The following is a 21,068-nucleotide window of genomic DNA, read 5'->3' on the forward strand; positions in this document are numbered from 1 at the left end:
CGCAGGCCCGCTACTTTGCCATCTGCGCTACGAACCGCATGAGGATGGCGGCCACCTCGGCGCGGCTGGCATTACCGGCGGGGTTGAGTTCGCCCGTGCCGTTGCCGGTGAGGATGCCGTTGGCGACTGCCCAGCTCATGGCGTCCACGGCCCAGTCGGATACCTTGTCGGCGTCGGGGAAATCGTTCAGTGCCTCAGCCTCCGTGGTCTCAGCCTTGGCGTAGCGGCAGAGCATGACCACAAGAGATTCCCGGGTGACGCTGGCATCCATGTTGGCGCCATCGGTGATGCCGGCTTCCATGCCCCAATCCATCGCCTTGCTGTACCAGGCAGCGCCGCCGCTGGTTTCCTGGCCGTCCAGCCGGGCCAGGACCGTCACCAGCATGGAGCGGGTCATGTCGCCCGCGGGGCTGAAGCTGCCGGCGCCGGTGCCGGTGAAGAGCTCCCGGCTGGCGGCAAATTGAATTGCGTCATAGGCCCAGTGGCCTTCCGCCACGTCGGCAAAGGCCTTGCTGTTGTCCACGATCTTTACCTTTATGTCGCCAGTAGCGAGGAAGCTTACCCCGTCCCCGGTAGCGACGGAGGTCTTGAGGACCGTCTCCGAACCGTCCTCGTGAACGAGGACGGCCACCGTTCCGGAGGTCACCTCCGGAACGGGAACAAGGACCCTTGCCTGCTCCACATTGCCGGGCAGCGCCACGCTGGCGGTGATCTCACCCTCAGAGGTGCCGGTGGTCTCGGTCTTTACGCCGTTTTCATCGGTCGCTTTGCTGGTAAAGGAGCCGTCAGGCTTGGTGACGGTCTCGCTTCTGAAGCCGTCCTTCCGGGTGACGGTCTCAGTGACGGTGCCATCCTTTTTGGTCTCCACCGCGGTCTTGTCGCCGTTGGGGTAGGTGGTGGTCTCGGTCACCGTGCCGGTGGCCTTGTTGGTGACGATTCTGGTGGTGCTGCCGTCCCCGTTCTGCACCGTCTCGGTGGTCGTGTTGGAGCCGCCGGAGTAGATGGGGGGTACATAGGCGCTCTCAAATACAGCGGAAACGGTCACGTCCTCTGCGGGCATGACAAAGGTAAAGGTGTTTTCTGCGGCGGCGGTAACGCCCTCGGCGCTGCCGTTTACCTTGAGGGAGCCTGCTGTCAGTACATAGCCGTCGGCGGGAGTCACGGTGAGGGTGACAGTCTCACCCGCGCCGGCACCGGCCTTATCCGCGGCGACGCCGCCGTTGTCCATAGGGGCGATAGTGACGCTGAACAGTTCAACGGGCTCACCCGGCCTGCCGGCCTGGGCCGTTACAGTGTCGCCGGCGGGGACGGTGGCGGTCACAAAGCTTACCGTGACACCGTTGATGTCCTTCTGCGCGGCGCGTATGGAGACACCGTCCACAAGGATGTCCTGATACTTTCCATAAAAGCGGATCTCCCACGTAAGAGGCGCGGGCGCGCCCTGGCGGTTGGTCAGGGTGGACTTGGTCAGGCCGTCGTGCCGCAGGTCCACGATGTGGCCGCCGATCTCAATATGATCCGCCTCCACGTAGCCGATCTCATCGGGCAGGCGGGGCGCGGTGGCGATTTTGTGGGCTGCGGCATCGGGCTCAACACCCATCATTCCTGCGATGGTGCTGGAGAGGGTCGTATAGGAGAGCTCGGGATAGTCGCCATTGGTGCCCTGAATGGGGCGCTCATGTGGGTCGTCCTTGACGCTGAGAATGTACTTCATATACTTCCAGGCGTCATTTGCGCGGTTATAGGGGAAAAAGACATCGGGCAGATAGGTCCAGGCTTCAATGTTACTGGGAGAGTTGGGCTTGTCGCCGATGTGGTCGCCCACCTCGTCAGCAATGAAGTTGAGATAGGCGTCGGTGCGGGGGCCGGGGGTGGTGATCTGCTTCATGGGCATAAACCAGCTGTTTTCCTTACCAAAGTCATTGTAGCGGGTCTCGCCGTCGGTGCTCAGGGCCCTGGCATAGGGTCCATCGGGGTCATCCGGGCTAACGCTCCAGACCTCATCAAAATAGGTTTTGAGATCGGCGGCCTTTTGGTACCACGCCTTGGAGGCGTCATGCTCGCCCCTGGCCTCCAGCATGGCGGCGTAGGCCAGGGTGGCCTGGTACTGGGCGCCAATGGCGTCTCCGGCCTCGATGATGGGCTGGCCGCCCCGTTCATTATAGGTGCAGGAGCCCTGGAAAATGCCCTTGCCTGTACCTTCGGCCACGCCGTTTCCATTGGTGTCGTGGAGGGTGATAAAATCAGTCATCACCTTGGTGTAGAAGTTCCACATGGTCTCGTCCCTGATATAGCGCTCATCACCGCTCCACAGGTACTGCTGGTAGGCCTTCTCCACCAGCTCGAACTGGGCGGGCACCTCGCGGACAAAGTTGTCGTTGCCTTTGTAATCCATGGTATAGATGCTGCCGTCGAAATTGAAGGCCCAGCCGGTGTACCACTTGTGCGCCTCATCTGCAAAGTCTGCAAAGGTGTGGAACATGCTGTAATTCTCATTCCACAGGCCCACAATCTGCGCGCCTACCGCCTGATGGACAAAGTCGCGGCTGTAGAAAGCGGTGCGGTCATAGTAGCCCGCCCAGTAGGAGGGGATATAGTCGGCCGTCTGTCCGCTGGACTGAGGGACGTTGATGGGGCCATTCTTGGTGCCGGTCATCACGAATTGATCGGTCTTGTCCACGGCCCAGTTGAAGCCCTCGGCCAGAACCTGGTTGTCGGAGCGCAGGGCCAGCCGCTCTTCGTCCACAATGCAGTCGACCGTCCAAACCTGGGAAACGTCCCCGTTGGTGATGGTAAATTCCACGGGGCTGGAAAAGTCCACGGCGGTTCCGGAGGCGGGAGAGATGGATGCGCCCTCGGAGACGGCAGCGGTAACCTCCAGGGCGGTCACATCGGTGCCGTGGAGCACGTGGAACGTAATGGTTTTATTTTCCGCGTCTATGGTTTGCCGGATCTGCTCCGCCACGCGGAAGCTGTGCAGCGTCACGAAGGGAGGAAGCTCGCCGCCCTCCTGCCGAACCAGCTGGAAGTCGTCGGCGTCGATTTGACCGCAGTCCGCGCTGCCGGTGAGGAACACCTCGATTTTGGCGCCCTTCTCCAGCGGCAGGTCGGCAACGGATACAAAGGTATAGGCCTTGTTAGCGGCCAATTCGACCGAACCGATTACCGCTCCGGTGGCATGGTTCCGCACGCCAAACACACCGCCCCCGGCGGGATTTTTGACCCACACACCCGCCTCGTAGAACGCGGTCCGGGAGATATCCACTGCGTAGGACACCTTTGCATCGGATCTTTCAGCGGGGATGCGGGCAAACCGGAACCCGTTTCGGGCGGCGGAACTGCTGTTGGGCATCGACCCGCCGTTTTTACTGCTCCATCCCTCGGGTGATTTGCTGCTGTTTTCGATGTCCAGGCTGGGGTTGCGGACGTAGTTAATCGTCACGGGGCCTACGGGGGCGGAGGATATGGCGTCGCCAGCCAGGCCGAGGCCGTCCACCGGGGTCACCTCAAACCTGATGTACTTACCGTCCTGCGCATCGGTGAGCTCGAAGGCCTTTCCAGTGGCGTTTGGGATGGGGGCGTATGCGCCGGCGGCCTCGTCGGCCTGGAGCCAGCGGAAGGTGCTGCCGCCCTCGCTGCCGCCCTGGCCGTCGTCGCTGTCTGCAAAATCATAGCTGCCGGTGAGGGTGATGCCGGTGTGGAGGGGCGCGCCTACAATGACCGCATTGCTGGCGGTGGGAGCTTCGTTGGGAATGCCGGAGGTGTCGAAGGTGAGGCTGGCGCCGGTTACCGCGCACCCCTGGGGCACCACAATGGTGAGCATGGTGTCCAGCTCCAGGGCCTCCAGCGTCAGGGAGGTATTCCCCGACACCGTCTGTCCGCCGACGGTTACGCCGTCACCGGTCACGGAGGCTTCAAACTGATAGTCGCCGGCCCAGGGCAAGCGTAGAGCGGTCCCGTCGGTCAGGTCCACGCCCTCCAACAGGTCCAGCGTCACCTGAGAGAAGTCATAGGCGAGAAAAAAGTCGTCGCCGTTGGTCCAGCCCTTGCCGCCGGAGCTGTAGATACGCAGAGTGTCACCCTGTCTGGCCTTGATGGCAGGGAGCGTATGGGCGGCGCGGTAGGTGCTGCCGTTGGGAAGCTCCATGCGCTCCTCTGTTCCGGCGGTTATATTTTCGATGCCCAAACCGCTCCCCGCACCTCCGGTAGCGATCCAGGCGGAGGCAAGATACCAGCCGTTATAGGGGGCTTCTATTTCCTGGTAGACGACATAGTCGCTTCGGGCGTCGAGGAAAAAGCCTTTTTTCCCTGTGTGGGGGTTGTTTCCCTGTAATCCTGCACCACTACTACTTGGGGAAGGGTCGGCATCGCCAGCGCCATTTTGAAAGAACCATCCCTCCCCGCCATCCTCAAAGCTTGGATTTGCGAGCAGGTTTCCACTGTAGTCGGCTTCCGGTTCCAGTTCCTGTTCGGGTTCCGAATTAACATAATTTGTATCTACCACGCGTAACCCATTTCCATTCACCCAGCTGCCCTCAGGACCCCGGGTAACATAGAGCTCGATCGTATCTCCTTCATTAAGCGCATGAGTGCCCAGGTTCGTAAAGGCATAGTCCAAGCCCGATTCAAGCACCTGAGATTGGATTTCAGCCCCATCCCTATAACGCACGCCAAAAGAACAATCGACGGTGGAGCCGTCTGTTGCCATCAGGCCGGAGACAGCATAGGTGCTGGAAGCTGGAATGACGATTTCGATACTCAGAAAACCGTTTTCATCCAGATAAAAGTGGTCGCCGCTAATACCGCCATTGGTAAATGCCCATTCGGATGTATCCGGTACTAGGTTGGGCCCTTCCGCTGCCGACGCCGCGGTTGGCAGCAGGCCGAGGAGGAGAGCCAGAACACAGAGAAGCGAGCACAGTCGGTTGACACGTTTTTTCATACGATTCCCTCTTTTCACTCAATATTTTGAATTTGAAAACCCAGCGGGTGTTCCAGCGGGTGGAATTGGGAGGACACCTCCCGGTTTTCGGTGATCTTATAGAGCGCCTCTTGGGAGAGGGCGATGACCTCATGCCAGACGCCCTTGTAGAGGCAGACCGGTGTATCCAGCAGGAAGGCGTGAATCTCGTGGGGTGTGTGGGGCTCGGCGCAGAGAAGTATCCCGGCACCCGCCATGGGCTCGAAGCTCTCCATGGACCCGGGATGGCATTCCAGCCGTTCCGCTTTGTGCTGGCGCACCCGAAAAACCGCGATACGCCAAGGCTGAGCGTCCTCGGTGAGCAGGACCTCGAAGCGCTCGTCCGGCGACTGCTCTGAGAAGGCGATTAACCGGCCGAAGGGGGCGAAGCGCTCCCGGGTGATGGGCTCCAGCGTCAGGGTCAGGCCAGCCACAGCTCCGCCTCCTCCCGTGTGAAGCGGACGCGGAGCGTGGTCAGGGCCCCGTTCTCCGTGGGAACAACTTCGCACGCCACGGCGCGCTCGCAGCCGGGGTGTATCCCCGCCGGGGCCCAGATATGGTAGGCGAAGGCCTCACCGGGGACGCCCCTCAGCCGGAGGTACAGCTTACCACCCGCATAGGACTCCTCCAATACGCTGACGGCGTCCATGGAGACATGGCGGTCAGAGGCGATGAGGGCGGGAAACGCCGGCTTCTCGTGGAAGGCCACCGCCTGGCAGTCGCCTAGGCCCAGGGCCCGGCAGCGGAAGTCCCCGCGCACCTCGCCCAGGAATTTCTGCGCCCAGAAGTCGTAGGCCAGGTAGGTCTTCTCCGGGTCCAGGGCCAGCCGCTCCAGGGGAAGGCTGCACTGGCCCAGGGGCGTGGTGCCGACGCGCAGCATGACCCGCCAGCGGCGGCCGGGTCTGGATACGGCGAAGGACCAGAGGGAGGAGAAGGGGTGATTGGCGTCCCGGTCCGGGGCCCAGCCGGCAATGTCCATGGCCTCCTCGGCCCCCACGTCCTCCATGGACACGGGGGTCTCGTGAGACTGGACGGCAAAGCCGTGGAGCTTGGTCCAGGTATAGGCGGGGTAGTCGGTGGGCAGAGGGCCCGCCTCTCCTGCGCAGGTCTGGAGGGGCGGCAGAGTCCGGCGGATAATATCCAGCTTTTCCGGCGTATAGGCCTGCTGCGTATCGCTGAGCATATAGAGCTCGCCTGAGAGGCTCACCAGGGAGAGGACGCTGCGCGCCCACTGGGGCTTGGTGCGCACGCAGACGTGGTCCGGGTCGTTGGTAAACAGCACCCGGTGGGTGTGGTACCAGCGGGCGGACTCGAAGAGCTGCATCCGCACGCCTGCCCAGGTGGGGTTGGCATCCATGGAGATGCGGCAGGCGTCGGCCACGCCCACCACCTCGTGCATCTCCCCCCAGCTGGCCAGGTAGTACACATCCTCCCCCATACCCCGCCGTCCGGCCTCCATAAAGGCGCGGAACCGGGCCGAGGCGTCGGCGTTGGACATGAGGCCCAGGCGGACGCACTCGTGGAGACCGTCGAAGAGGAGGTGGCGGATGGCGTCAATCTTCACATATTTGTAGCCCTTCTCCCGCAGGGCGGCGAAGAGGGGCTCCACATGGAGGGACAGTGTGTCCGGGTCACAGCGGTAGAGAAAGTCGATCCACTCCCCCTTAAGGGCCTCTTCTCCGTTCCAAATCACCGCCTCAGGGTGATGGACGGCAAAGTCGGGATTGGTGATGTTGGCGTTGACCCAGATGGCGGGGGTGAGGCCCTCCTTCCGGATGGCGGAGACAATGGAGGCGTGCCCGCCGGGAAACTTCTCCTCATCACAGGTCATCCAGCCCTCGGCCATGGTCATCCCGCCCCGGACGGGCAGGGGCATGGCCTGGTAGCCGTCGTCCACCTGAAGGTGGGTCAGCCCGTAGGGCCGGAGGTTTTGATGCAGAAACTCCGCTACAGCGGAGACCTTGTGAATATCGATATCCCGGCGATAGGCCTCCCAGGAGCACCAGCCCGCCACGGTCTCCTGGCTGGGACGGCGCACCCAGGGGCGGTGGAAGGAGTACCCCAGGGTGTTGGCGTAGTACCAGGGCCGCAGATTCAGATAAAAGGCACTCATGGTGAGCCGGACCGCAAAGGAGGCGGTGGCGAAGCCGTTTTCATCGCCCTTCATATCCTCGTCCAGCCAGCTCCAGGGGTGGCCGTGCCAGTCGATGAGCAAATCCCAGGCGGTATCGTAAAGACCGTTGACGCCGAAGCTCAGCGCCCCGGGGACCGTGCCCAGAATGGCCTGCTCCGCCGCCGCCCGCCGGGGCCGGAGATTCAGGCTTCCGGCGTGGAGGCGCAGGGTTACGAGGGCGGTACAGGGGCGCTCACAGGCGAGATAGACCTGCTGGAGGTACTGGACGCTCTGCATGGAGCCGTCGGACCCGTGGCGAAACCCCAAATCCGTTCCGGCCGGGACCTGCACTTCAATCACGTTGACGCCGTTATATTCATAGACCAGCAGACCCCTGTCCGCGTCCCAGCGATGGAGGGCGTGGGCCAGGGGCGGCTCGGTCAGGGTGGGGTGAAAGCGTTCGCTGTTCAAAGGGGTACCTCCTTACTTGATGGCAGAGTCCACCATTCCCTGGATAAAGTACTTCTGAAGGAACAGGAAGACGATTACGATGGGCAGGATTGCCAGCAGGGCTGCGGCCGCGGCCGCGTTGATGTTGCTGGTGGTCTGGGAGAAGTAGGACGCGATGGCCAGGGGGATGGTGCGCAGCTTGGGGGACTGAAGGACATAGAGAGAGAACTGATAGTCGTTCCAGCAGTGGACGCCGGTGAGTATGACCACCGAGGCGGTGACCGGCTTGAGCTGGGGCAGGATAATCCGGAAGAAGGTGCGTACCGGCCCGCAGCCGTCGATGGAGGCGGCCTCGTCCAGAGCGCCCGGTATGGAGCTGATAAAATTGCTGTAGAGGAAGATGGAGAGGGGCAGTTCAAAGGTGACCAAGATTAGGATGATGCCCCAGTACTGGTTGACACCATGCATCTTGACCAGCACCGAGTAGAGGGAGACCAGGATGGAGAGGGGCGGCACCATCATGACCCCCATGACAAAGCCCTTGATCCCCTGGTTGAGACGGGTCCGGCATCGGGCCAGGGGGTAGGCTGCCAGAGCGCCGACCACCGTGATCAGCAGCACCGCGCCCACTGTGAGAATCAGGCTGTTGGCCATGGAGAGGAGGATTTTTCCGTTTTCAATGGCATCGGTAAAGTTCTCCAGGTGGAGCTGCGTAGGAAAGCGCCAGTAAGAATTTAAATCCTGGGGCGAGCGGAAAGCCACACTGAGCAGGATATAGAACGGGGCGAGAAAGACCAGAAGTATGACTGCAGCCACCGGGATGCGCCAAGCATTAGAGGGGCGGCCCAGACGTTTTCCCTTTTTCACATCTCCACCTCCTTTTTGGTAAAGTAACGGGTCACCAGGGTGCCGATGACCATAATGAGCAGGAAGGACACCAGTCCGATGGCCGAGGCATACCCCGCATTTTCACTGCCGAAGTAGGTCCGGTGGACCAATGTGGACAGGGAGTGGGAGGCGTAGCCCGGACCGCCGGAGGTGAGGGCCATGATAATATCAAAGAGCTTGAGGCCGCCGATGAGATTTACCACCACGGCGGACTGTATGGCGGGCATAAGCAGGGGCAGGGTGATATAGCGCAGCTGGGCCGCCTTGCCGATGCCGTCCATCGCTGCGGCCTCGTAGTACATCTGAGGGATGTTTTGAAGCCCGGCCAGGTAGATGACCATGGAAACACCCACAAATTGGAGCGCATTGACCACCGTCATAATCGCCACGGCCCGGGGGCCGCTGGCCATCCAGTCCACCATCTGACCGCCCAGAGCCAATACGATATCATTGATGGCGCCCCGGTTATAGGAGAAGAAGAAGTACATCACGTAGCCCATGATGAGGGGCGCAATCATGACTGGCAGGTATATCACGGTGCGCAGGACCGAGCGGCCCCGGAACTTGCCGTTGAGAAAGAGGGCCAGGGCCAGGCCCAGCACATTCTGCAGCAGGGTGCTGCCGAAGCCGTAGATTAAGGTATTGAGGAAGGCGGTGCCGACGTTGCCGTCGGTAAAAAGCCGGACATAGTTTTTCAGCCCCACCATTTTATAGCTCTGGGAATAGCCGTTCCAGTTGGTGAGGGAGAGAAAGCCCCCCTGGATAAACGGATAGATGACGAACACGAGAAAGAGCAGGACGGCAGGCAGATAAAACAGGTTCATTTTCGCCTGCCCCAGTCGTCTGGGACCTCCTCTGCTTTTCACGGAATAACCCCCTTTTGCAGGAGACGGGCCTGCGTGTGCAGGCCCGTCTCTAAAAACCATCTTGTTTTAACCGGCGTACTTGTCCAGGAAGGACTGCTCCATAATTTTCCCGGCGTCCTCCACGGCGCCGGACTTCTGCGCCAGGATCTCGGCGCCGGTGGCGCACATTACGTCCCACATGCCGCTGGGCAGGTACTCGCGGTCAAAGTAGGGGAAGGTCTCGACGGACTTGTATTTGTCGAAATAGGTCTTGATGTCGCCCAGCTCTACATCCACATCGGTGAGGCCGGAGGAGTTGCCCGCGGCCTTGGCGATGGCGCCGGCTACCTCGGGACGGGCCAGATAGTTGAGCAGTTCCTGTGCGGCGGCGGCGTTCTTGGTGTCCTTCCAAATGCCCACGGCGATGTCCTCGCCGGCGATGAGGGAGGGCGCGTCGCCGTCGCTGGCGGCGGGGATGGGCATCATGCCCAGACTGGCGTCGGCGTTCACGCCCTTGGCGTCCATGATGGCGGAGGGACCGTAGAAGCAGAAAGCGGTCTTGCCGGTGGCCAGCGCCTCCATATCGCTGTTGTAGTCAGCGGTGAGTACGTCGGGGTTGAAGTAGCCGGCGGCAGTCCAGTCGGCCATCATCTGGGCGATTTCAGTCCAGGTGGGCACGTCGAACTTGCCCGCTTTCAGGTCGGCGGCTTTGCTGGCGGATTCATCGGTTACGTAGAAGGAGGGGGCGACCCAGTCGAAGAACTGGCCGATGGTCCAGGTGTCCTTGCCTCCGATGTGCATGGGGGAGACGCCGGCGGCCTTGATGACCGCGCAGGCGGCGGCAAAGTCGTCCCAGGTCTTCAGACTGTCGGGGTCGATGTTGTTGTCGGCAAGCACATCCACATTGTAGACGATGCCGGCGATGTCGATGTCGATGGGCAGCACGAACATATTGCCCTCACTGTCGGTGATGACGGGCTTAATCTGGTCGGAGATGCGCCCGGCAAACTCCATGTCGTTGACGGGCATGAGGTATTCGCTGTAGCGGGCCACGGACCAGCCGTGGGTGGTGAACACGTCGGGCAGCTCATTGGAGGACATCTTGGTCTTCATCAGCTCCTCGTAGCTGTCGCCGGGGGCGGAGAACTCCACGGTGTAGCCCGTCTCGGCCTCAAAGCCCTTGAGGGCGGACTCCAGGGCGGCCGCTTTCTCACCTACCACGTTGGTCATAAAAGTGAGCTCCACCTTTTCGCCGGAGGGGGTTGCGGGTGTGGAGACGGTGGGGGCGGACGGTTTTGCGCCGCCGGAGGAGGGCTGCGGGTCGGCTGCGGGAGTACAGGCGGACAGCAGGGAGAGCGAGAGCGCGGCGGTCAGCACGAGTGACAGCGTCTTTTTCATATCAGGGTCCCCTTTCTGTTTTGTGGCATCCGGTCTTGCTTTCTGATATGGATTATACCGGGCCCGCCGCAATGTGTATATGTACCTAATCTACAATTGAGGTGCGCTTTTGTGCACTAGGGCAAAAAGAGCTGTACCTTGGAGAAGATGATTGGTATAATTGCAACACAGAATAAAAACCATGTCGGGGAGGGGCTCTGTGATGCAGCCAAAGGTGGAACTCAATTTTCGCCATACCTATCTGCGCTGCTTTCTCATCAGCGCGGTGGTGCCCATTCTTGCCATCTTCGTTATCCTCTCCCTCTACTACGACAGAGAGGCGGTCAGCTTCAGCCGGGAGGTCCTCGCCGGAGCGATGGATGCGGGCGAAAATGCTCTGGAGACCTCATTTGCGGAGATCGAGCAGATTTCCTTTACCCCGTACCTCTATAAAGAGGTCTCCCAGACCATGACCTATATGAAAAACGGGTTTCTCCGCCCCGGGGTGGAGGGCTACGGCTATCTGGACTTGGCCAGCCTGGAATCCAACTACACCATGCTCTTTACAAAAATGCTGCACTCCTCCCAGCAAAAGGTGCAGGCCATCTCTTTTTATCCCTTCGGCGCGGCTCTGGGCGACTGCTACGCCATTGAGCGGGACACTGCGGGGCTGAGCCGGACCCAGGTGTCCGCCGCGGAGGTGGATCGGCTGTACGGCTATACGGTCCCCCACGGGAGCGCACCCGCCTTCCTGTCCCTGGATGGGGACGAACCACACCAGACTTACAGCCTGCTGCGCACCATCAAGGATTACGACTCGGGCAAAGAGCTGGGCATCCTCCGCATTGATACGTCGCTCTCCTCCCTGGCCCCCTGCCTGGTGGGTATGCAGGTGACGGAGAACTCGGCGCTGATGCTCTGCGACAGCCAGGGGCAAATCGTCTACTGTGACGGTACGGTGAAGCCCGGCCTGATGGAGCAGGCGCAGGGAGGGGCTGACGAAGGCGTGCTCGGGAGCCAGCGGTATACGTTCCAGCGGCGATCCCCCGGCTCAACCGGCTGGACCCTGTTCCACGCCGCCTCCGTGAGCGATATCCGGCTCTCCAACGCAGGGGCGACCTTCCTTATTTTCGCGGTGACTCTGCTGGCCTTCCTGGCCGCGTTTATCCTCTACCGCGCCCAGTCGGCGAACATGATCTCCTCCATTGAGTCCATTCTTTACGCCATCCGCCAGCTTCAGGAGGGCAACCTCTCCTATGTCTGCGCGGTCAAGGATAAGAAAGAGCTCCTGATGATCGCCGACACCCTTAACAAGACCGGAAAAAAGCTGGACGATCTGATCCGCACCGAGGCGGAGGCGCGCACCAGCCAGAGCAAGGCGGAGTATCTGGCGCTTCAGTCCCAGATCAACCCCCACTTCCTTTACAACACCCTGAACGGCTTCATAGCCCTTAACCGGCTGGGGGAGAAGCAGCTCCTGGAGACCAGCATTATCCAGCTTACCAAGCTCTTCCGATATATCTGCAGCAACAGCGATGTGTCCACCCCTGCCAGGGAGTTTGACTTTGCGACCCAGTACCTGGAGCTGCAGAAGCTGCGGTTTGAGGAGCGGATTACCTATACCGTGGTGGTGGGCGAGGGCACCGGGGATCTGCCCGTCCCCAAGCTGGTCATCCAGCCCATTGTGGAAAACTGCATTGTCCACGGCATGGAGGAGGATGATGAGCCCATTGAAATTATCCTGCGCTCTTATGTAAAAAAGAGCGGGGAGGGGCAGGCTGCGCTGATCCTTGAGGTAGTGGACACCGGTGTGGGTTTTGACACTGCCAAGCTGCGTGACTCCCCGAGGGTGGGGCTGAACAATGTGACCCAGCGGCTCAACCTCTTCCGGGAGGGGTCCCACTACGAGGTCAGCAGCACCCCGGGACGGGGGACCACAGCCCGGATTATCATTCCACTGGAGTCTGCCCGCCAATAGGCGTGCTGCCGGACAGAAAAAGGGTTTTACCGTCATGCAAGGAAATCTTTGGCGGAAACCCGGGGCGGACTCGGAGTAAGGAGAAGCGGCAGACCATGGAAATTTTACTGGTAGACGACGAGCGGCTGGCGCGTGCCTGCACCCAGAGCATGCTGGAGGAGATACTCTCCGGTGTGGAGGTGCGCTTTCACCATGCGTCCACCGCCGCCCAGGCGCTGGAGTGGCTGGAGGACCGCGGCGCCCCCGACCTGGCGATTGTGGATTATAAAATGCCAAAGTGCAGCGGACTGGAGCTTGTGGAGCGGGCCGGGCCGTGCTGCCCGGGCACGGTATGGGTGCTCCTGAGCGGATACGACCTGGCGGACGAGAGAAGCCGCATCGAAGCCGCGGGCGTCCGCTTTACGCTTTCCAAGCCGGCAGGTGTGGAGGAATTTTCCACCGTCGTGTCACATATCTGGGGAAATGGAGGCGCGATGCCATGACGGTACTGATTGCGGATGACGATAAGCTGGCCCGTTATAACCTGAAAAGTATGCTCTGTGACTTGGACTCCGATGGACTTATACTGTACGAGGCCGCCAACGGGAAGACCTTTGTGGAACAGTGCCGCCGCCTCCACCCGGATATCGCCTTTGTGGATATCACCATGCCCCACCTGGACGGCCTGTCCGCCATTGAGCAGTGCCGGGAATACACCCGGGACACCCAGTTCGTCATACTCTCCGGACACTCGGAGTTTGGCTATGCCAAGCGGGGCATTGAACTTCAGATTGCAGACTACATCGTCAAGCCCATCGATGCCGTGCAGCTTGCTGAGCTGATGGAACGCCTGCGGGATCGACTGGCCCATACCAGGAAAAACCGCAATATGGACTTTTATATGTGGGTGCACCAGTGCTTTCAAATCTGGGAGGAGGCGGGCTACTGTGAGATGCCCGGCCCCGGGCCGGATTGCGGCGGCTCCTACTATGGCTTCCGGTTTTTCCTGGACGCCGGTCCCGGTGCCGGAGGCTACCCGGCCGCATATCTGGCCCTCTCCGAGGGGCTGTACGCTGTGGGGCGAGGCTGCCTGGACAGGCGCATCCACTATGCCCTCAGGGAATCCCGGGATACGGGGCTGGACTTTATCGTCTGCTGCACCGCCGGGGAGCTCCCGCCGCTCCGGCGGCGCATCCGGGATCTCTGCCGTGCGCTGGAAGGGGACGGAATGGCCGTCTCGTGTCTCTATGTGGCTGGCGTGGATCTCTGGCAGCTCTACGAGGAACTGAAGGCCGTGGCCGAGCGGGATTATCTGCGCTTCGGCGCGCCCGATTCGGCCTGCGCGTTTCACGAGCTGACGTTTACCGCTGGGGAGCAGAACGTGCTGGCGCAGGCAGACGCGCTGATTGAGTATTTCCAGCAGGCAGACGAAAACCGTTATCTCCGGGCGGTGTCTGCACTGAAGGAGCTGGGAAAGGAGCCGCTGCCTCAGCTCAATACCGGCGCGTTGACCCGCGCGCTCGGTATCTGCCTGGGCGGGGCGTTTGCGTGGAAGGACTTGCCGGAACTCTGCCGGGCGCTGGAGCGGCACAAGAGCCATATTTTTGACGGGGCCCAGAGTTCAGGTACGGATAAGATGTCCTATGCCACAGAATATGTGGAGAAGCACTATATGCAGGATATCAGCGTGGTACAGCTGGCGGAAAAACTGCAGCTGACCCCCAACTATTTCAGTAAGGTTTTTCATGAGCGGACGGGACAGACCTTTTCAGCCTACCTTACCAACGTGCGTATGGGTCAGGCCAAACGGATTCTCCTCTCCCGGCGGGACGTGCTGGTCAAGGATGTGGCCCTTATGGTGGGCTATTACAGCTCGCGCCATTTCGCAAATGTGTTTAAAAAGTTCACCGGACTCTATCCCAGCGAGTTCAGGGAGAACAATTAGGAGACCACATTGAACGTGGTCTCCCTGTGAATATATTTATAGATCAATCATAACCACCGGCTGTTGGTGTTAGCTTAAGATGGCCGGCACCGGCATCTAAAACGGCTCAAGGCATACCGGCAGCCGTGTTCCCGGTATGCACAGGCCGGGACGCAGCTCGTTCATGGTCTGGAGGGTTTGAGCGATCACATCCGGGTCGCAGTAGAGGTTGAAAAGCGCCGGACGCGGTCCAACACCTGGGACGACACAGGAATAAGCGTGTCGCTCAGCGTCACATCCAGCAGGCCCTTTGCGTTCGGCAAGTCACACGAATCCAGCCATAGTGTGGGTTCCCGGCTTTATCCAGCAGCCAGACCGTCCGCAGATAGGCTCCACGTTCAACCCGTTCCACACCCGGTATCGCTCTTGCGGAAAGAAAATTCAGCGTGTCCGCCCAGCGATAGGGCGGACGCCTCATATAAGGCGGCATTTCGTTTCGTCATGCTATCGCCCTTTTTTCCATTATAGTATAAACGTCTTGATAAATCACGCCATTTTCGGACATGGTTCTTCTCGTCCTTGTGTTCATTCAATCATTTCATTTTTGAGCGTGAAGCAAGGCGGCACAATTGCTGTAGGTCATTTAGGTTTAGATGAATCTTATTGGTAATTGACACACTTGGGGGAGAACGTGTATTACCTGCAAATAAGGGACGGCTCATCTCTTGCTGAGAGAAGCCGTCCCTTATTTGCAGTCAACTGTTTACTTCGCAGTAATTGTAATGGTGCCGCTAAGTTCCCGGATGGCATCCGCGCCCTCCACGGCCTGGCCCAACTCAAAGAGGACGCCGCGGCCCCCGCCGCTGAAGCTGCCGTAGAACATCACCACATCCCTCCAGGGGGCGTAATAGGCCAGTGTCCCCGCCTGGGCGGAGGTAATGTCGGGCGTGCCGGTGGTGTCCAGGGCCGTAGGGGGATAGAAGGTCTGTTCGTTGAAGCTGAAGGGCCGTACATCCAGGGTTAGGGGGAGCTGGCCCGCCAGGGAGCGGGCGGCGGGGCTGTCGTTCAGTTTAAACACGACGGAAGTATTGCCGTTTGTCACGGTGAGTTTCATGGTGGTTTCCTCCTTGAAGCTCAGCTGCAAGCCGTCCACCCACTGGGTCACGGCATCCTGGGAGGCGCTGTTGAGGCGGCGGCCTTCCGCCCAGGTGGCACCGGAGGCCAGCTCATGCAGGCCGGAGTCGCTGAATCCACTGCCGCCGCTGGTGCAGAAGGGCACGATGGTCTTTCCAGTGAAGTCATAGCTTTCGAGAAAGGTGCTGATGATCCTGGGCGGCCTGCCGTTCCAGATGGGATAGCCCAGGAATACTACGCCGTAGCCGTCCATGCCCTCCACAGCGCCGCTGACGGCGGGGCGGGCGGCGGGATCCCGCTGCTCCATCTGGGAGCGGCTGGCGGAATCGTTGTAGTCCAGGTCGGCGCTGGTATAGGCTACGGCGGGGACGATCTCAAAGAGGTCGCCGCCGGTGGCGGCCTGCACCCGCTCCGCCGCGCCCCGGGTGGTGCCGGTGGCAGAGAAGTAGGCCACCAGGACTTTCCCGCCCCGGGTGGTTTCCTCCCAACCCAAATTCTCATAGAGGGCCACGGCCACCTGGGCACGGGTGGCCGGGACGGCCCTGGCCGGGTCGCCTGCCCAGGTGGGCAGTTCACCGCGATAGCGGGCCATGACAATATCCAGCATTTCCACGCTCACCGGGTCGTTGGGGCCGAAATAGCCGCCGCCGTACCCTTGGAGCAGGTCCGCGCCGGAAGCCCACAGCACGGCGTCGGTGTACCAGTTCCCTGCTGAAACGTCGGTATAGCCGGACGCGTCGGTAACAGCGGGCGTTCCCTCAGCCCGGTAGAGCACGGTGGCCAGCATGGCCCGGGTCAGGGTCCCTTCCGGGTCAAAGCGGTCGGCGGACACACCGTTCATCAGGCCCTGCTCCCGGCACCACTCCACAGCCGGGGCATAGGCGGCGTCGGCGGGCACATCGGAGATTCCGCTCACGGCCAACGCCGCCGGGAAGAGGCTCAGTGCCAGCACAAGGATCAATAAGAGGGAGAGAAGTCTTTTCTTCATATTGGTTCCTCCTTACAGGCTGGTGATAACGGGGTTGCGGAGATAGTCGTACACCCGTCGCACCTCGCTGGGTTTGTTGGTGTCCAGAATGGAGGGCTGGCCTATGTCCAGGGCGGCGATCTTGGCAAGGTCGTCGGCGTCCAAGGCAAAATCCCATACAGCCAGGTTTTCCACCAGCCGCTCCCGGTAGAGCTCCTCCATGGCCCGCCAGGCACCGTAGTAGTCGCCAAAGGGCATATGGATGAGGTAGAGATCCAGATAGTCCAGCCCCAGCTTTGCAAGGGATTTCACGAAGGCGGCTTTCGTTTTCTCATACCCCATCTGCCGGATGTACGCCTTAGTGGTAACGAATAGTTCCCTTCTGGGTACGCCGGAGGCTTTGACGGCCTTGCCCACCGCCTCCTCGTTCTGGTAGGAGCTGGCGGTGTCCAGCAGGCGGTAGCCCACGTCCAGGGCCGTCTCCACGGCCTTTTGACATTGGGCCGGGGCGGCCACCTGAAAAACGCCGAAGCCCTCCAGGGGCATCTCCACGCCATTTTGCAGCTTCACCGTCTGCACCATCGTCAGGCCCCCTTCTCTGTCAAAATGGACTGGCTTAAAATGACCTCTCCACAGGCCTCTGGGTCATCCATGACAAGCTCACCCACGGCGGGGGCGGTAATGGTTCCCGCACGGGGATTCTTGACGCTGACGATGGGGGTGGTGACGGTGGCCTCTACCTCAGACTTTTCAAAGGCCAGATCGGCGTCCACCATCTCGCAGTCGATGAGCTTGAGGCCCTTGCAGTAGCACAGCGGCTGGGTGCCGACGATCTTACAGCGGATCAGGGTCAGGTTTTCCGAGTACCAGGCCAGATACTCGCCCCTGATGACGCTGTCGGTGACGGTGACATTCTCGCTGTGCCAGAAGGCGTCCTTGGTGTCGAAGGTGCAGTGGTCGAAGGTGCCGCCCTTGACGTACTGGAAGGAGTACTTGCCCTTGAACTGCACGTCGGCAAAGCGGAGGTTTTCACCCCGCATGAAGAAGTATTCGCTCTCGGCGGTGCAGTCGGCCATCTCCACGTCCCTGGCCGACCAGCCGAATTCCGGGGAAATGATGTCGCAGTTTTTAAGGGCGGCATGGTCGCACTCCCGCAGAGCTTTGATGCCGTGGAGCTTGGTGTCCTCGATGGCGATGTGGTCGGAGTACCACAGGGCCGCCCGGCACAGCTCGGTCAGCTCCGAGCGGCGGATGGTGAGGCCGTGGACGTGCCAGAAGGGATAGCGGAGGTTGAAAAAGCAGTCCTCCGCCGTGACGCCCACGCACTCCTTGAAGGCGCTCTCCCCGTCGGTGGGGCCGTCGAAGGCGCAGCGGCGGACGGTGAGGCCGTGGCTGCCGTACAGCGCCCGCTCCCGGTCAAAGGTTTGATTTTCTATCATTTTGTCGCCCATTGCAGTGCTCCTCTGAAAAAATCCTCTATTTTGTCGAAGGGAATGCGGTCGGTACGGTCGTAGAGGTCGATATGCTCCGCGTCCTCCACCACATACAGCTCTTTGGGCTGGGCAGCCCGCTCATAGACCTGTTCGCTGAAAAAGCGGGAGGCGGCCCGGTCGCCCACGATCAGCAGGACGGGGCGGGGGCTGATCTCCGCCACGTGGTCCAGCAGCGCGTAATTCAGAAAGGCCAGGGTGCTGGTGGTGGTAAAACCCGCCCGGGCGTTGGGGTGGTGGCCCCGATTGACGCCATAGAAGCGGTAGAACTCGTCGTCCACGGGATTCAGGCCCTCTGGAACTGTATCCGCTGGCTCCTCGGGGAAGGTTGGAATCCAATCCGGGTAGCCGTTCTCCGCGTCCACCCACCGCAGCTTGGAGAGCGTCTCCTTGGCCGCCTGGATCTGTTCTGGCGTTTGGCCCAGCCGGGCGGCGGCGCTCATGTCGTACATGGAGGCGGTACACACCGCCTTGATTCGGGTGTCCACCTGGGCGGCGCTGAGGGCGAAACCGCCGGAACCACAGATGCCCAATGCGCCGATTCGTTCCCGGTCCACGAAAGCCTGCATCCCCAGAAAATCTACCCCGGCGCTGATATTCTCGCTGAACAGGTCGGGGGAGGAGACGTGCCGGGGTTCGCCGCCGCTCTCCCCCATATAGCAAGGGTCGAAGGTGAGCACCACGAAGCCCCTCCGGGCCAACTCTCCAGCGTACACGCAGGGGCCTTGCTCTTTCACCCCGCCGTAGGGCGCGCCAACCACCAGCGCGGGGTGCTTTTGGGTTTTGTCCAGGCCCTTGGCGGTATAGAGATCACCGGCCAGGGCGATGCCATAGCGGTTGTTGTAGCGGACGTGGGTGCGCGCTACATTTTCCGACAGCTCAGCGATATATCCACTCATGTTGATTCCCTCCTATTTATATGGCTTTACCCATCTCATAGGCTTCGTCCAGCTTGCCGGTCAACCCCTCCATTTCGCCGGGGTCGCCTGCCCCGCCGCCCCGGACCACACCGGCCAGGCGGGCCTTTTCAAAGCAGGCGATCCAGCCCTCCAGTCCGTGGATGGGGCCGTCGGCGGCGCTGTATTCCGCCTCCGCCGAGGCGGTGACCAGGTAGATGTCCCGGAAGGCGCAGTCGGCGGCAAAGAGGGCGTTGGCCCGGTCCAGCATGGTCTTCATCTGGCCGGACATCTCATAGTAGTAGACCGGGGTGGCGAAGCAGATCACTTCGGCCTCGCGCATCTTCTCCGTGATGGTTTCCATGTCGTCCTGAATGGCGCACCGCCCGGTCTTCTGGCAGGCAAGACAGCCCATGCAGAAGCGGATGTTCTTTCCCCGCAGGGAGACGGTTTCCACCCGGTTCCCGGCCTCTTCCGCGCCCCTGGCAAATTGCCGGGCCAGCAGCTCGGAATTGCTGTTCTGGCGCAGACTGGTGGAGATGATAAGTACCTTTTTGTTCATTTGCGTCACTCCTTCGTTTGCTCGGCCCGCTCCAGTGAGCGGATGATATAGTCGATGCAGTCCACCTGCTTTTGAACGGTATGCAGGTCGTCCATCAGGAGCTTGCGCTGCTGCCACAGCAGCCGGATTTGGGCTTTCGTCTGCCCGCCCCTGACAAAGATCAAATACCGCTCCCGCTGCTCGGACTGGAATCCACAGGCGTTCAGGCAGCTTCTGATCTCTTGATCCTCCATGGGCCCCCTCCTCTGGTGTCTCTATTTTATACCGCCGCGCGGAAATTACAAACGGTTGTTAATCATAGCTAGCCATCGTTGACAGGAATGGCAATGGGCGTTAAAATAAAATAGAAGGGAGGTGGAGGCCATGATCGAGACGAGGCTGCTCCACTATTTTCTCGCCATTGCCAGGGAGCAGAATATTACCAAGGCGGCGGAGACCCTCCATGTCACCCAGTCCACCCTCTCCAAGCAGATGATGGACCTGGAGCGGCAGTTGGGCAAGCAGCTCTTGATCCGGGGAAACCGCAGCGTGACCCTCACCGAGGAGGGGATGTTCCTGCGCAAACAGGCCCAGGAGATTATGGAGCTGGTGGACAAGACGGAGTCCGCCTTTACCGCCGGAGACGAGATCGTGGGAGGCGACATCTACCTGGGCTGCGCTGAGACGCCCGCCATGGAGCAGATTACAAAGGTCTTTCAGTCCATCCACGCCGACTATCCCGGCATCCGGTTCAACATCTTCAGCGGTGACGCGGCCAGTGTCTTTGAAAAGCTGGACAAGGGGCTTTTGGACGTGGGTATCCTGCAGGAGCCGGCCATTTATGATCGGTTCGAGTACACGGCGCTGCCATTCAAAGACGTATTTGGACTTCTCATGCCGCGGGACTGTCAGCTGGCCGAAAAGGAGGCCGTAACCCTGGACGATTTGGACGGCCTGCCCCTGATCTTCTCCCAGCAGACCCACCACGGCCCCTCCCGGATAGAGTGGTTCGGCGCGCGCTACGACAGATTCCACATCGTCGCCACCTACAATCTGCTCTATAACGCCACCCATCTGGTGGAGCAGGGAATCGGCTGCGCCTTCTGTCTGGACGGTCTGGCGGATACCAAAAGCAGAAATTTGACCTTCCGCCCTCTTGATCCGCCGTTGGAGGTGGATATTGTCGCGGTGACGAAGAAATACCAGCCGTTCTCCCCGGCGGCCAAGGTGTTTATGGAGCGGATCGTGTAATAGAAGCGAGAAAAAGGTGGTGCCGGGACTATGATTCCGGCACCACCTTTTTTATTTCCTTTGCATATTTGCGGTATCGACACCTCTTACAGTACTATAAATCAAAAGTTTATCGCATTTTGCGGAATCAGACGGATTTCAGTTGTGCCTCAACCATGCAAAAAAGATTTCATAATGGATTTAGTGTCGTCCGGCTTTCAGCGGGTTAAGTTTTTCTTCTCCCTGCGATACAAAGCGGACGAAGGGGGAACTAAGCGATTCAGGGTTGTGCGGGC

At 60.5% G+C, this 21,068-nt stretch carries 17 protein-coding genes; 4 read left to right on the forward strand and 13 right to left on the reverse strand.

The features are described from left to right. Positions 1 to 10: 10 nt before the first annotated feature. The 6 genes from H8S62_RS10585 to H8S62_RS10610 form a co-directional block, all read right to left on the reverse strand. The gene (locus tag H8S62_RS10585; protein ID WP_186919264.1) at positions 11 to 4,186 is read right to left on the reverse strand and encodes an S-layer homology domain-containing protein; all 4,176 of its coding nucleotides are present in this window, start codon (positions 4,184 to 4,186) and stop codon (positions 11 to 13) included. 770 nt (positions 4,187 to 4,956) lie between these two features. After that, a complete protein-coding gene (locus tag H8S62_RS10590; protein ID WP_155148939.1) occupies positions 4,957 to 5,394 on the reverse strand; it encodes an ureidoglycolate lyase in 438 nt (145 codons plus the stop codon). Next, positions 5,382 to 7,544 (reverse strand): alpha-galactosidase, encoded by a 2,163-nt coding sequence (locus tag H8S62_RS10595; protein WP_186919266.1) that lies wholly within the window; start codon positions 7,542 to 7,544, stop codon positions 5,382 to 5,384. The genes H8S62_RS10590 and H8S62_RS10595 overlap by 13 nt, the downstream gene beginning before the upstream one ends. A gap of 12 nt (positions 7,545 to 7,556) precedes the next feature. After that, positions 7,557 to 8,390 (reverse strand): carbohydrate ABC transporter permease, encoded by an 834-nt coding sequence (locus tag H8S62_RS10600; protein WP_341481045.1) that lies wholly within the window; start codon positions 8,388 to 8,390, stop codon positions 7,557 to 7,559. After that, entirely contained in the window at positions 8,387 to 9,277 is an 891-nt protein-coding gene (locus tag H8S62_RS10605; RefSeq protein WP_341481046.1) for a carbohydrate ABC transporter permease, read from the reverse strand. The genes H8S62_RS10600 and H8S62_RS10605 overlap by 4 nt, the downstream gene beginning before the upstream one ends. A gap of 66 nt (positions 9,278 to 9,343) precedes the next feature. After that, positions 9,344 to 10,654 (reverse strand): ABC transporter substrate-binding protein, encoded by a 1,311-nt coding sequence (locus H8S62_RS10610; RefSeq protein ID WP_186919267.1) that lies wholly within the window; start codon positions 10,652 to 10,654, stop codon positions 9,344 to 9,346. Between the two features lie 202 nt (positions 10,655 to 10,856). Between H8S62_RS10610 and H8S62_RS10615 the strand changes: the two genes are divergently transcribed. The 3 genes from H8S62_RS10615 (at position 10,857) to H8S62_RS10625 (ending at position 14,535) form a co-directional block, all read left to right on the forward strand. Further along, complete coding sequence (locus tag H8S62_RS10615) at positions 10,857 to 12,611, forward strand: sensor histidine kinase (RefSeq protein ID WP_243255597.1); 1,755 nt, start codon at positions 10,857 to 10,859, stop codon at positions 12,609 to 12,611. Between the two features lie 95 nt (positions 12,612 to 12,706). Beyond that, entirely contained in the window at positions 12,707 to 13,093 is a 387-nt protein-coding gene (locus H8S62_RS10620) for a response regulator (protein ID WP_186919271.1), read from the forward strand. After that, positions 13,090 to 14,535, forward strand: coding sequence for a response regulator (locus tag H8S62_RS10625; RefSeq protein WP_186919273.1), 1,446 nt, complete (start codon positions 13,090 to 13,092; stop codon positions 14,533 to 14,535). The genes H8S62_RS10620 and H8S62_RS10625 overlap by 4 nt, the downstream gene beginning before the upstream one ends. Positions 14,536 to 14,806: 271 nt before the next feature. Here H8S62_RS10625 and H8S62_RS18710 read toward each other — a convergent pair whose 3' ends face one another. The 7 genes from H8S62_RS18710 to H8S62_RS10660 all read right to left on the reverse strand — a co-directional run bounded on the left by H8S62_RS18710 (position 14,807) and on the right by H8S62_RS10660 (position 19,796). Then, on the reverse strand, positions 14,807 to 15,004 hold the full coding sequence (locus H8S62_RS18710) for an AlkA N-terminal domain-containing protein (protein ID WP_186919276.1): 198 nt from the start codon (positions 15,002 to 15,004) through the stop codon (positions 14,807 to 14,809). A 273-nt stretch (positions 15,005 to 15,277) separates the two neighbouring features. Next, complete coding sequence (locus H8S62_RS18520) at positions 15,278 to 16,636, reverse strand: flavodoxin (RefSeq protein WP_186919278.1); 1,359 nt, start codon at positions 16,634 to 16,636, stop codon at positions 15,278 to 15,280. A gap of 12 nt (positions 16,637 to 16,648) precedes the next feature. Beyond that, positions 16,649 to 17,197 carry an aldo/keto reductase gene (locus tag H8S62_RS10640; protein ID WP_207723503.1) on the reverse strand — a complete coding sequence of 183 codons (549 nt, stop codon included), beginning with the start codon at positions 17,195 to 17,197 and terminating at the stop codon, positions 16,649 to 16,651. A 2-nt stretch (positions 17,198 to 17,199) separates the two neighbouring features. Further along, positions 17,200 to 18,066, reverse strand: a complete 867-nt coding sequence (locus H8S62_RS10645) for a DUF3737 family protein (protein ID WP_186919280.1) — start codon at positions 18,064 to 18,066, stop codon at positions 17,200 to 17,202. Next, positions 18,051 to 19,004, reverse strand: coding sequence for an alpha/beta hydrolase (locus H8S62_RS10650; RefSeq protein WP_186919281.1), 954 nt, complete (start codon positions 19,002 to 19,004; stop codon positions 18,051 to 18,053). Before H8S62_RS10650 ends, H8S62_RS10645 begins: the two co-directional genes overlap by 16 nt. Positions 19,005 to 19,020: 16 nt before the next feature. Continuing rightward, a complete protein-coding gene (locus tag H8S62_RS10655; protein ID WP_186919283.1) occupies positions 19,021 to 19,563 on the reverse strand; it encodes a flavodoxin family protein in 543 nt (180 codons plus the stop codon). Between the two features lie 5 nt (positions 19,564 to 19,568). Continuing rightward, on the reverse strand, positions 19,569 to 19,796 hold the full coding sequence (locus H8S62_RS10660; RefSeq protein ID WP_155148913.1) for a hypothetical protein: 228 nt from the start codon (positions 19,794 to 19,796) through the stop codon (positions 19,569 to 19,571). Between the two features lie 130 nt (positions 19,797 to 19,926). Between H8S62_RS10660 and H8S62_RS10665 the strand changes: the two genes are divergently transcribed. Beyond that, complete coding sequence (locus tag H8S62_RS10665) at positions 19,927 to 20,793, forward strand: LysR family transcriptional regulator (RefSeq protein WP_155148911.1); 867 nt, start codon at positions 19,927 to 19,929, stop codon at positions 20,791 to 20,793. The last annotated feature ends 275 nt before the right edge of the window (positions 20,794 to 21,068 follow it).

Source organism: Lawsonibacter faecis (genome assembly GCF_014287675.1).
Lineage (GTDB): Bacteria > Bacillota > Clostridia > Oscillospirales > Oscillospiraceae > Pseudoflavonifractor > Pseudoflavonifractor faecis.

Excerpts from the sequence above, each read along its gene's own strand:
- H8S62_RS10610 (WP_186919267.1), bottom strand. The coding sequence starts at position 10,654 with ATGAAAAAGACGCTGTCACTCGTGCTGACCGCCGCGCTCTCGCTCTCC.
- H8S62_RS10615 (WP_243255597.1), top strand. The coding sequence starts at position 10,857 with ATGCAGCCAAAGGTGGAACTCAATTTTCGCCATACCTATCTGCGCTGC.
- H8S62_RS10620 (WP_186919271.1), top strand. The coding sequence starts at position 12,707 with ATGGAAATTTTACTGGTAGACGACGAGCGGCTGGCGCGTGCCTGCACC.
- H8S62_RS10625 (WP_186919273.1), top strand. The coding sequence starts at position 13,090 with ATGACGGTACTGATTGCGGATGACGATAAGCTGGCCCGTTATAACCTG.
- H8S62_RS18710 (WP_186919276.1), bottom strand. The coding sequence starts at position 15,004 with ATGCCGCCTTATATGAGGCGTCCGCCCTATCGCTGGGCGGACACGCTG.
- H8S62_RS18520 (WP_186919278.1), bottom strand. The coding sequence starts at position 16,636 with ATGAAGAAAAGACTTCTCTCCCTCTTATTGATCCTTGTGCTGGCACTG.
- H8S62_RS10640 (WP_207723503.1), bottom strand. The coding sequence starts at position 17,197 with ATGGTGCAGACGGTGAAGCTGCAAAATGGCGTGGAGATGCCCCTGGAG.
- H8S62_RS10645 (WP_186919280.1), bottom strand. The coding sequence starts at position 18,066 with ATGGGCGACAAAATGATAGAAAATCAAACCTTTGACCGGGAGCGGGCG.
- H8S62_RS10650 (WP_186919281.1), bottom strand. The coding sequence starts at position 19,004 with ATGAGTGGATATATCGCTGAGCTGTCGGAAAATGTAGCGCGCACCCAC.
- H8S62_RS10655 (WP_186919283.1), bottom strand. The coding sequence starts at position 19,563 with ATGAACAAAAAGGTACTTATCATCTCCACCAGTCTGCGCCAGAACAGC.
- H8S62_RS10660 (WP_155148913.1), bottom strand. The coding sequence starts at position 19,796 with ATGGAGGATCAAGAGATCAGAAGCTGCCTGAACGCCTGTGGATTCCAG.
- H8S62_RS10665 (WP_155148911.1), top strand. The coding sequence starts at position 19,927 with ATGATCGAGACGAGGCTGCTCCACTATTTTCTCGCCATTGCCAGGGAG.